This is a genomic window from Eubacterium ventriosum (assembly GCF_025150745.1).
Lineage (GTDB): Bacteria > Bacillota > Clostridia > Lachnospirales > Lachnospiraceae > Eubacterium_G > Eubacterium_G ventriosum.
The window spans coordinates 1,968,386-1,980,236 of the sequence record NZ_CP102282.1 but is presented as its reverse complement, the minus strand read 5'-3'; the positions used below and the strand labels follow the sequence as shown (position 1 = coordinate 1,980,236).

Genomic DNA, 11,851 nt, shown 5'->3' with positions numbered 1-11,851 from the left:
TTCGCACGGAGTTTTCTGAATTTTTTGGTAAATATAATTGTATAAATTAGGGGGATATGGTATTATAAAGATAGGTAAACATTCGTTTGGTTTTTAAAGCTAAACGATACGGAAAGGTGGTTTTGTCGATGGTAAAAAAACGCAGACTTGACATTATTATTTTAATTGTACTTATTGTAATTGCCATTGGCAGTTGGATAGCAGTAACGGTATTATTTGATGTTAACGGAGACTATGTTGAAGTCATTGTGGACAATCACGTTCAGAAGGTTATTTCCCTTAATGATGACGGCGAATATCAGGTTGATGATGGTGAATATAGTAATATTATTACTATAAAGAACAGAGAAGTATACATGAAAAGCTCCGACTGTCCTGATCAGATTTGTGTTAAACAGGGTAAGATTAAGAAACAGGGTGAGTCGATTATCTGTCTGCCGCATAAGTTGGTAATCAGAATTGCGTCAGAGGAGTATCCTGAAGTTGATTCTAATGTAGACTAACGTTATTGGAAAATGACAAGGGAAAGGATTAATAAGAATTAATGGTAAGTAAGAAGATTTCATTAATGGCTTTATTTACGGCTTTTGCAGTGATTCTAAGTTATATTGAAACTTTTATTCCTACAGTCGGCATTCCTGGAGCGAAACTTGGTCTGGCTAATTTTGCGGTTATAATGGTTATGTATGCTGTTGGAAACAAAGAAGCTTTTTTTATTAATGTTATACGAATTATAATAATAGGATTATTTTTCGGTAATATGTTTAGCATTTGTTACAGTATTGCCGGGGCTTTGGTAAGCTTTATAGGTATGGTCTTGTTAAAAAGTACAAAGAGAATTTCTATGATTACAGTAGCTATTATAGGTGGTGTTCTACATAATGTAGGACAGATTATAATAGCTTCTGTTATTTTGAAAAATGTAGGTATTTTTACTTATGTACCTATACTTATGATTGCGGGAATAATTACAGGGACAGTTATTGGAATTCTGTCCAATATTCTTTATAAAAGAACAAGAGAGTATATTAAACTATAGACAACATGGTTTTACAAGGAGATTTTTATTATGATATCCTATATATCAGGAGTAGTTGAAGAGATTGAAAAAGATAAAGTTGTAGTAGATAATAATGGTATAGGTTATGGAATATTTGCTTCCCAGTCTACATTAGAGCAGATTGGAATTGGTGAGCAGGTTAAAATTTATACATATTTTAGTGTTAGGGAGGATGCAATGCAATTGTACGGTTTCCTTTCTAGGCAGGAATTACAATTATTTAAGCTGCTGATAGGAGTAAGTGGTGTAGGGCCAAAAGGTGGACTTGCAATATTGTCAACTTGTCCGGGAGACAGCTTGTCAATGGCTGTTTTGGCAGATGATGCCAAAGCTATTTCAAAGGCACCCGGAATTGGAGCAAAGACAGCTCAAAAGATTATTATCGAATTAAAAGATAAGATTGATATAGAAGATATGATTGCAGGAGAGACAATTAGCAAACCTATGACTAAGGCAAGTGGTGTTGTTGGAGATGCCGTTGAGGCACTTACTGCACTGGGTTATTCCCAGACTATGGCGTATCAGGCAATTAAATCCATCGAAAATGTTGACGGAATGGATGTTGAGGAAATTTTAAAGAAAGCTTTAAAAAATATATTTTAGGATAGTATTATGGCAAAAAGAATTATACAGACAGATTTGGCAGGAGAAGATATTGTTATTGAGAAAGGTTTAAGACCCGAATCATTAGATCAATATGTAGGTCAGAGCAAAGCAAAAAATAATTTGAAAATATTTATAGAGGCGGCAAAATCGAGAAATGAGCCACTTGATCATGTTTTGTTTTATGGTCCACCGGGGCTTGGTAAAACAACACTTGCAACGATTATTGCTCATGAAATGGGAGTTCATATTAAAGTGACTTCAGGCCCTGCAATTGAAAAACCGGGAGAAATGGCAGCAATATTAAATAATCTTGCAGAGAATGATATTTTATTCATTGATGAAATTCATCGTTTAAACAGACAGGTTGAAGAAGTCCTGTATCCTGCAATGGAAGATTATTCCATTGATATTATGATTGGAAAAGGTCAGGGGGCAAGAAGTATCAGACTTGATTTGCCTAAATTTACTTTAGTAGGGGCAACTACAAGAGCCGGACTTCTTACAGCACCTTTAAGGGATAGATTTGGTGTAATTAATAAGCTTGAATTTTATACAGTTGACGAACTTAAGCAGATTATTATAAGGTCAGCAGGATTACTTAATGTAGAAATTGACGAGAAAGGTGCTACAGAACTTGCACGCCGTTCTAGAGGAACACCGCGACTTGCCAACAGACTGTTAAAGCGTGTAAGAGATTTTGCACAGGTTAAATATGATGGTGTCATAACTGAAGATGTGGCAAATCTGGCTTTAGACCTTTTAGAAGTGGATAAGTTAGGACTTGATAAGGGCGACAGATCAATTCTTGAAACCATGATTGATAAGTTTGATGGTGGCCCTGTAGGTCTTGATACATTGGCTGCAGCCCTTGGAGAAGATTCCGGAACATTGGAAGATGTTTATGAACCATATCTTATTCAAAATGGACTTTTACAGCGTACACCAAGAGGAAGAATTGCAACAAGACTTGCATATGAACATTTGGGAGTTCCCTTTCTAGAAGATTAACTTACTCCTAAATTTACATTTTATATGTTTTGTGATAGAATACGTGGTAGTTTAACCAAGGACAAGGAGAGAATTATGTCATCAAAGAATTACATAGACGTTATAATAGATGGAAAGATTTACAATATTGGCGGTTTTGAAAGCGAAGCTTATCTTCAGAAAGTAGCATCATACATTAACAATATGATTGCTGAGTTTAAGCAGAACGAGAATTACAGAGTTCAAAAAGTTGATATGCAGAGGATTCTTCTTGAAATCAACATTGCAAATGATTATTTTAAAGCAAAGAAGCAGGCTGATTTACTTCAGAATGATATTGAATTGAAAGAGAAGGAAGTATATGATTTAAAACACGAACTTATTGTTTCAGACTCAAAAGCTGAAACAGCAACAAAAGAATTAAATGAAGCCTTAGAAAAGATTGAATCATTAGAAAAAGAAATCATTAAATTACAGACAGAATTAGAAAAATAATAACTTGAAAGAAACGGTCAGGTTTTGCCTGATCGTTTAGTGTTTAATATGTACGGTCATAGAAAAACGTAAGTGGAGGATTTATGAAAGTTGAACTTTTAGCCCCTGGTGGTTCCTTTGAAAGTGTTATAGCAGCATATAATGCAGGTGCTGATGCTGTTTATACAGGAGGATTAATGTTTGGAGCCAGAGCCGGAGCCAATAATCTTACAACTGAAGAATTAATTGAAGCCTTAGAATATGCACATGTTCACGACAGAAAGCTATATCTTACAGTAAATACCTTGCTTAAAGATAAGGAGATAGAGACGGAATTATATGATTACCTGCTTCCTCTTTATGAAAATGGCTTAGATGCAGTTATTGTGCAGGATATTGGAGTTTTCAAATTTATAAGAGATAATTTTCCACTAATGCATATACATGCAAGTACCCAGATGACAATATTTGGAAAAGATACAGTTGCATTTCTTAAAGATTTAGGTGCTTCACGAATTGTAACTCCAAGAGAGCTTTCTTTAAAAGAGATAGAAGACATAAAGAATGACACTAGGCTTAAGGATATGGAGATAGAAAGCTTTGTACACGGTGCATTGTGTTATTGCTATTCAGGTCAGTGTTTTATGAGTAGCTACATTGGAGGAAGAAGTGGTAACAGAGGAAGATGCGCCCAGCCTTGTAGAATGGAATATGATGTATTAAAAGATGGCAAGGTCTTAAATCCCGGAAATAACAAATATGTTTTAAGTCCAAAAGACATTTGCACATTAAAGATTCTTCCCGAAATCATTAAATCAGGTGTATACTCCTTAAAGATTGAAGGACGAATGAAGAAGACCGAATATATTACAGGTGTTGTAAGTATTTATAGAAAATATCTTGATATGTATTTAAACATACCTGATAAGTATAATGTTGATGAAAATGATATAAAGAAACTTGCTGATTTATTTAACAGAAATGGTTTTAATGAAAGTTATTATAAGCAACATAACGGCAGAAATATGATTTCATTAAAGAAACCAGAGTTTAGAAAAGAAAATAGAGAATTTAATCAGTATTTAAAAGAAAAATATATAGGTTTCACCTTAAAAAAGAATCTTAATATTAAAGTAACTTTTATAAAAGAGCAGCCATTTACAATTTCAACAATGGTTAATGGGACTGAAATAATTTATGAAGGAAATCCTGTATCAAAAGCTTTAAATAAGCCTATTGACAAAGAAATTTTATTAAAGCAAATGAAAAAAACAGGTAACAGTGACTTTGATTTTACTAATATTGAGATTATCTGTGATGAAGATGGATTTTTACCAATAGGTGCAATTAATCAGGCGAGAAGAGATTTTCTTGAAAAGGTAAGACAATATTTAATATCACAGTACACAAGAAAGAGTGTAGAAGATTCAAACATTCAAAGTGATAAGAGTAATACCAATAATAAGTATATTGTTGATTTATGCAATAAAAATACAACAATATCCGTTAATGTTAATGTACTTGTAAGTACAAACGAGCAGTTTAAAGTTTCAATGAACAAGGATTTCGTTAAAAGAATATATGTTGAAAGCTCTGACTTTTCAGAAAATAAAATTCTTGAAATAATCGAAGAAGGACACAAGGCTGACAAAGAAATATATATTGCAATGCCTTATGTTTACAGAATGGCTGACAAGAATAATTTTCACAGAAATTATGTGAAAATCATTGAAAAAGCAGATGGATCTCTTATAAGAAGTTTTGAGGAATATCTGGATTTAAGAAAAATAAATATGGCAAAAAATTGCATTTTTGATTATAATGTGTATACTTACAATAGGATAGCCAAAGATTTTTATCTGAATTTTGGTGGTGTACAGACAACAGTTCCTTTGGAACTAAATTATAAAGAAATTGAATTTAGAGGTTTGGCAGGAGATGAAATGATTGTTTATGGATATATGCCGGCAATGATTTCAGCAGGTTGTGGTTTAAAAACCTGCAATAGTTGTAAATCAGATAATAGTACTTATGAAGTTGTGGATAAACATCGAAACAGATTTGTAACAAAGTGTGTATGTAGGTATTGCTATAATGTAATGTATAATTGTAAGCCATTATCCCTTTTTAAGTTTTCAAAGGAAATTATTTCCATGACACCTGATTCAGTAAGACTTTCATTTACAACAGAAAGCGGAAATATTACTGAACAGATATTAAATAAGGCACAACAGGCTTTTATATACGAAAAAAATATACAGGAAGATGATCAATCTACAAGAGGACACTTTAAACGTGGGGTTCTTTAGAAAAAATTGGAGACTGATATGGATACTTTTATTGTTATTGTAACTAAATATTTATTTATTTTGCTTATGTTGTTTTATACATGGGAGTCTTTTAGCGCGCTTATTCATACTAAGCGCTATCAGGCGGCAGGTATATTTCAACGTCAGAATGCGATTATTTTTGTGACCTATATTCTGGGTATAGTTACTATTTTTATGAACCAGAAAGATACAACAGATGTTAATGTTATTATTTTAGGTGGGTTGCAAATGTGCTTTTTAATAGTGGTTTTAGGCATATTCCCTATTATTTATCCTAACATTAACAAAGGCATACTAAGTAATATGTGTATGCTTTTGACTATCGGTTTTATTATTCTGGCAAGACTTAGTTTTGAAAAAAGCGTAAAACAGTTTATTATTGTAGCTGTTGTAACCATGCTCTCATTAATTGTACCGTATTTAATGAGCAGGTTTAATATGTGGAAATCCTTAACATGGATTTATTGCTTTGTAGGTCTTGGTCTGTTAGTTGCGGTTCTTGTAGTGGGAACCCTTTCAAGAGGAGCTAAACTTTATATTAAGATTAGCGGATTCACTTTCCAACCATCAGAATTTGTAAAAATAATATTTGTATTTTTTATAGCAGGAATGCTAAGTAAGTCAGCAGAATTTGGCCACTTAATTTTATCGGCTGTTTTTGCAGGGCTTTATGTTATTGTTCTTGTGATTTCAACAGACCTTGGTAGTGCATTAATATTCTTTATGATGTATCTGTTTATGGTATATGTTGGAACAAAGAAGGTTCGATACCTTTTTATCGGAATGGCAGGTATATCGACGGCTTCGGTGATAGCATACAAGCTATTTTCCCATGTTCAGGTCAGAGTGCTTGTATGGAAAAATCCTTTTGCTGCCGATATTATAAATAATTCAGGATATCAGGTTTCACAGTCACTTTTTGCTTTGGGAAGTGGTGGCTTAATGGGAACTGGACTTTATCAGGGATATCCTAACAAGATACCAATTGTTGATAATGACTTTGTTTTTTCAGCTATTGGAGAAGAATTTGGAGCAATATTCGGAATACTTCTGATTCTTGTATGTTTAAGCTGTTTTATTTCATTCTTAAATACGGCAATGGAACAGAACAGTATGTTTAACAGACTGGTTTGCGTAGGCTTAGGTGTAGGCTATGCAATACAGATTATTTTGACTGTAGGTGGTGCAATTAACATGATTCCGTCTACAGGCGTAACTTTACCACTTATAAGTAGTGGTGGTAGTTCAATTTTAAGTACATTAATTGTCTTTGCAATTATACAGGGACTTGCAATTGTAGGTACGGCTAACATGAATTCAGTTAGAAGAAAAGTACCAACGGAGGGAACAGGAAATGTCACGACGAGAACAACATCAAATGTCAAAGGACTCCGCAAGACGCAGGAGATACAAGTCGGAACAAAAAGAAAGACGAAAATTAAATAGACAGGCAATGGTTACTTCAGTAATATTTTGCATAATTTTTGTATTTATGGCAGGATTTTACTTAAACTTTATTGTAAATAAAAGTCAGGATATTATAAAAGATACTCATAATGAAAGAGTTGCCGAAAAAGCGAAAACCATTATAAGAGGAACTATTTATGCTGAAGGCGGTGAAAAACTTGCCTACACAGACACAAACTCAACAGAAGAAGATTTAACGGATGACACAAGAAAATATCCTTATGGTAAAACTTTTGCTCAGGTAATTGGCTATTCAACAAAGGGCTTTACAGGACTTGAACAGAGATGTAACTCAGATCTTTCAACTGAAGGAACTACTGAGATAGAAAAGATTGCCAATGATTTTTCGAATACAACAGTAAGTGGCTGTAACGTATATACAACTTTAAATGTTAAGTTGCAGAAGAAAGCTTATGAGTCAATCGGTTCAGATAAAGGTGCTGTTTTTATAATGGATCCTTCAACTGGAGCTGTTTTAACTACTGCTTCAAAACCTTCATTTAATCCTGAAAAGTTAGACAAGATATGGGATGATATTTCAACGGATAATGAAAATTCACCATTGCTTAACAGAGCAACTTTAGGTTTGTATACACCAGGCTCAACATTTAAGATTGTCACAACACTTGCTTATATGAACCAGCATAAGAATGATTACAATAATTTCTCATATTATTGTCAGGGACGTGCGCTTTTCCATAATTTTAAGATTAACTGTTTTGATGGTCATGCTCACGGCAGTGAAGATTTTGAACACGCATTTGCCAACTCATGTAACAGTGCTTTTTCAACAATGGGTGATGAACTTAATCTTAAGAAATATATAAAGACTGTTAATGGATTATTGTTTAATGAGATTATTCCTTTTGATAACTTTAATACAAGGGATTCAAACTATTGCAAAAAGAGTCGTTTTGTCTTGAATGAAAATTCAACTCAGGCAGAAGTAGCTCAGACAAGTATAGGACAGGGTGAAACATTAGTTACACCAGCTCACATGGCTATGCTTGCAGCTGCAATTGCAAACAAGGGTGTTCTTATGAAGCCATATATGATTGATAAAGTTGAGAACAGCAATGGAACTATAGTGAGTCAGGCAGAACAGACTGAATGCAAGAAGCTTATGACTAAGGCACAGGCAAAGCAGTTGCAGGAATATATGTCTGCAGTATGTGATTATGGTACTGCAAGAATTTTTTCAAGTTCTTCTTATGAAGTATATGGTAAGACAGGTACAGCAGAGCTTGATAAGAATAACAACGTTAACTCTTGGTTTGTGGGCTATGCAAAGAAGGGCAAAAAGCAGCTTGCCATTGCAGTTGTTTACGAAAATATAAAAGACGGAACAATTTCAGCCAAGGAATGTGCAAAAGAGATTTTTGATGATTATTTTAAATAAATTGTTGTCAATAAATACAAAAAAATTGAAATACTAATATGGTAATATTGAAATTATAAACTTATTCTTGTATACTAAAGGTAATTTAAGTTTGACGTTAAAGAAGTCAAAATCACGCTTAAAAACAGGAGGCTTCCCATGGAGAACGCAGTCAGCTGTGGTGGTGTGGTTATTTTTCGAGGAAAGATATTATTGCTTTACAAGAATTATCACAATAGGTATGAAGGATGGGTTTTACCAAAGGGCACTGTTGAAAATGGCGAAACGCATGAACAGACAGCATTAAGAGAGGTTCATGAAGAAACAGGAGTGAAAGCAACAATAATTGAATACCTTGGAAAGAGTGAATATACATTCAACATTCCCCATGATATTGTAGAAAAAGAGGTTCATTGGTATTTAATGACTTCTGACAGCTATTTTAGCAGACCACAAAGGGAAGAGTTTTTTACCCATTCAGGTTATTACAGATATATTGAAGCGTATCATCTGTTAAAATTTCCTAATGAGCGTAATATGCTTGAAAAGGCATACAAACTTTACCTTAAAATGGAAAGATCAAAAAACAAAAAAAGATAGGACAAAGAGACAGGAATTTATCCTGTCTCTTTTGTAGAGGAGAAATGAATAAAATAAATTATCAGAAAGAATTGGAAAAGACATTAGAAAACATAACAAAAAGTGATATTAAGCCATCACTTTTACTACATGTATGCTGTGCACCATGTAGCAGTTATGTATTAGAATATTTAAATAAGTATTTTAATATTACTGCTTTATTTTATAATCCTAATATATCAACAGATGAAGAATATAATCATAGGGCAAAGGAACTTATACGTTTCATAAATGAGAAAGATTTTGAAAATCCCATTAAAATAGTTATAAGTGATTATATTCCGCAGGAATTTTATGATATGGCTAAAGGATTGGAAGATTGTCCTGAAGGTGGTGCCCGTTGTTTCAAATGTTATCGATTAAGACTTGAACAAACAGCAAAAATGGCAAAAGAAGAGCAGTTTGATTATTTTACAACAACACTTTCAATTAGTCCTTTAAAGGATTCTCAAAAGCTTAACGAAATAGGACAAGCTTTGGAAAAGGAATATGGAGTTAAATATTTATATTCCGATTTTAAGAAGAAGAACGGATATAAGCGTTCCATTGAACTTTCCAAAGAATACAATTTGTACAGACAGAATTTCTGTGGTTGTGAATTTTCAAAGCCAAACGATTAAATTTTAGTAGAAAACTTAAACAGTTATTTTGTAAAATAAAATTTGCAAGTTAATATTTGCAAGGGATATAATATTGTGATATATTCATAGAACGAAGTTACATTTAGTTAGCTAGTATTTTTAATACATATATTTGAAAGGATATTTAATATGATTTGTCCAAAATGTGGAAATGAATGTGATGATAATCAGATGTTTTGTAATGCCTGTGGCACAAAACTTAAGAATTTCGTCCCTACCGATCAGGAAGAAATTGTGGTGCCTGACAGAACAAGACCTACTTCTAATATACACCGGGAAGAATCAAGAACAGCGGCTATTAATACCGGAAATAAAGGCAAGAATGATAATTTTTTAAATAAGGAAAATAAAGGCAAGAATGATAATGCTTTAAATAAGGAAAATAAAAAGCCTAAAAAGAATAGCAGACGTTTGGAATCAGAATTACTGGATAATGATAATATAACAGATGCAGGTTTTGCTTCAAAGAAGACGAAAGCTAAATACAAAAATGATAAATATAATGTTCCATCAAATAAGAACGTTAACCCTAAGAAGTCAGGCAAAAATGTTGCCATTGTAGCTTTAATTGCCATTGTGGCAGTGGTTGCAACAGTTGCAATAACTATTTCAATTAAAAAAGCTTCCATGACTAAGAAGTTTAACCAGTACTATAACAATGGAACAGTTTACTACAACCAGCAGAATTATAAGGATGCAAGAACTCAGTTCTATACAGCATCTAACAATGCAGTTACTAATGAGCAGAGAGTTAAATCTTATGTAATGGTTTATAAGGTAGACTCAATTATTGGTGGTTATGAAAAGGAAGAAATTGAATTTCTTGAAGCTCTTATTGCAATTGACAATTCTAACATTGATTATTACAAAGAGCTTATTGTTTTATATCAGAATAACGATATGAACTCAAAGATTGAACCTTTAATTGCAGGTGCACCTTCTAACATGAAGGAAGAATTAACTAATTACAACGGTACAATTCCGGTTGCAAATTATAAAGAAGGGGTTTACCGTAACCCTATTAATGTTGAACTTTCATCAAGTAATGATGTAACTATTTATTACACAACAGACGGAAGCAATGCCATTGAAAGTGAAACTAAGACGGAATATTCTTCTCCAATTAAATTAAAGAAGGAAGGAATATATACTATACGAGCTTATTCAGTAGACAAAAACGGAAAAGCAAGTAAAGAAATGACAATAAAATATACACTTGAATTTATTAAAGTAGACGCTCCAATTATTAAGCCTGATAGTGGAAAATACACATCAAATCAAAAGATTGAAGCAACTGCAGCCAGTGACACTATAATTTACTACACAACAGACGGCACAACACCTACAACTAAGTCAAAGAAATATAAAGGTGCAATAGACATGCCAAAGGGTGACAGCATATATTACTTTATAGCAGTTAACGCTGAAGGTGTTGTAAGTGATGTTACAACAAGAGTCTATAATTTTACACCGGAATATTCTAAGACTTATGATGAGGCACTTGAATCATTAAAGAGAAGCATTGGTGGAATGGACATCATATTTAACGATAATGACGATGGTGATATTTACAATTTTGAATACAGAGAGATTGCAGAAATAAGTGACAAGTATTACTATATTATTTCCTGTGAAATGACAACTAAGAAAAACAAAACTAAGTCAACAACATATGCTGTATCATGTGATGATGCAATATGTTACAAGGCTAGTTATGGTTCTGATGGAAATTATTCAATATCAACATCAAACGATGACTAATTAATAAGAAAACTCCTACTTTTGTTTGCACATTTATTACCAATGTGTAAACAAAAGTAGGAGTTTTTCTTGTTTTTTGCAATAAAAACGTTATAATAAATATAGACTAAACAGGAAAGAGGGGATACGGTGAGTGACAGGAAAAGCAGAATCTTTGCAACAATTGTTATAATTCTAATTGTTGTGGTTATATCTTTTTTATTTATGACAAGAGAGAATTATGTCAGATATTCTTTTTATGATGCAACCGGGTGTCAATATATTGAAGTGACAAAAATGGAAAATGCAAAGGGCGAAAATAGTATTAAACATTTATCATTATACAAGTATGGTTACTTTAAACCATGTTATACAATTCCAAAAGGTAGCGCCGAAGGAGTCTTTATGGCATATAATGATGATAATGATTTATTATTTACTATAAGAGAATATGCAGGGGACATTGTAAAAATAGAAGTAGCAACCAAAACAGAATATTACAGGTACATAGCAAGAAACTAAGAAAACA

At 32.9% G+C, this 11,851-nt stretch carries 12 protein-coding genes; all 12 read left to right on the top strand.

All coding sequences use genetic code 11. The features are described from left to right. Positions 1-128: 128 nt before the first annotated feature. The 12 genes from NQ558_RS08935 to NQ558_RS08880 all read left to right on the top strand — a co-directional run bounded on the left by NQ558_RS08935 (position 129) and on the right by NQ558_RS08880 (position 11,844). Positions 129-503 (top strand): NusG domain II-containing protein, encoded by a 375-nt coding sequence (locus tag NQ558_RS08935; protein ID WP_005358566.1) that lies wholly within the window; start codon positions 129-131, stop codon positions 501-503. A gap of 65 nt (positions 504-568) precedes the next feature. Further along, positions 569-1,039, top strand: a complete 471-nt coding sequence (locus NQ558_RS08930; protein WP_242652071.1) for a Gx transporter family protein — start codon at positions 569-571, stop codon at positions 1,037-1,039. Between the two features lie 30 nt (positions 1,040-1,069). Next, on the top strand, positions 1,070-1,663 hold the full coding sequence (ruvA, locus tag NQ558_RS08925; RefSeq protein WP_005358563.1) for a Holliday junction branch migration protein RuvA: 594 nt from the start codon (positions 1,070-1,072) through the stop codon (positions 1,661-1,663). 9 nt (positions 1,664-1,672) lie between these two features. Then, complete coding sequence (gene ruvB / locus NQ558_RS08920) at positions 1,673-2,674, top strand: Holliday junction branch migration DNA helicase RuvB (protein WP_005358561.1); 1,002 nt, start codon at positions 1,673-1,675, stop codon at positions 2,672-2,674. A 75-nt stretch (positions 2,675-2,749) separates the two neighbouring features. Further along, the gene (locus NQ558_RS08915) at positions 2,750-3,148 is read left to right on the top strand and encodes a cell division protein ZapA (protein ID WP_207738897.1); all 399 of its coding nucleotides are present in this window, start codon (positions 2,750-2,752) and stop codon (positions 3,146-3,148) included. An 83-nt stretch (positions 3,149-3,231) separates the two neighbouring features. Next, on the top strand, positions 3,232-5,436 hold the full coding sequence (locus tag NQ558_RS08910) for a peptidase U32 family protein (protein ID WP_005358549.1): 2,205 nt from the start codon (positions 3,232-3,234) through the stop codon (positions 5,434-5,436). Positions 5,437-5,454: 18 nt separating this feature from the next. Beyond that, positions 5,455-6,903 carry an FtsW/RodA/SpoVE family cell cycle protein gene (locus tag NQ558_RS08905; protein ID WP_005358546.1) on the top strand — a complete coding sequence of 483 codons (1,449 nt, stop codon included), beginning with the start codon at positions 5,455-5,457 and terminating at the stop codon, positions 6,901-6,903. Continuing rightward, entirely contained in the window at positions 6,812-8,323 is a 1,512-nt protein-coding gene (locus NQ558_RS08900; protein WP_040445753.1) for a peptidoglycan D,D-transpeptidase FtsI family protein, read from the top strand. Before NQ558_RS08905 ends, NQ558_RS08900 begins: the two co-directional genes overlap by 92 nt. Before the next feature lie 138 nt (positions 8,324-8,461). After that, the gene (locus tag NQ558_RS08895; protein ID WP_005358541.1) at positions 8,462-8,902 is read left to right on the top strand and encodes an NUDIX hydrolase; all 441 of its coding nucleotides are present in this window, start codon (positions 8,462-8,464) and stop codon (positions 8,900-8,902) included. Positions 8,903-8,946: 44 nt separating this feature from the next. After that, positions 8,947-9,561, top strand: coding sequence for an epoxyqueuosine reductase QueH (locus NQ558_RS08890; protein ID WP_005358540.1), 615 nt, complete (start codon positions 8,947-8,949; stop codon positions 9,559-9,561). A gap of 150 nt (positions 9,562-9,711) precedes the next feature. Next, positions 9,712-11,343, top strand: coding sequence for a chitobiase/beta-hexosaminidase C-terminal domain-containing protein (locus tag NQ558_RS08885; protein ID WP_005358537.1), 1,632 nt, complete (start codon positions 9,712-9,714; stop codon positions 11,341-11,343). A 129-nt stretch (positions 11,344-11,472) separates the two neighbouring features. After that, a complete protein-coding gene (locus NQ558_RS08880) occupies positions 11,473-11,844 on the top strand; it encodes a hypothetical protein (protein ID WP_040445751.1) in 372 nt (123 codons plus the stop codon). The last annotated feature ends 7 nt before the right edge of the window (positions 11,845-11,851 follow it).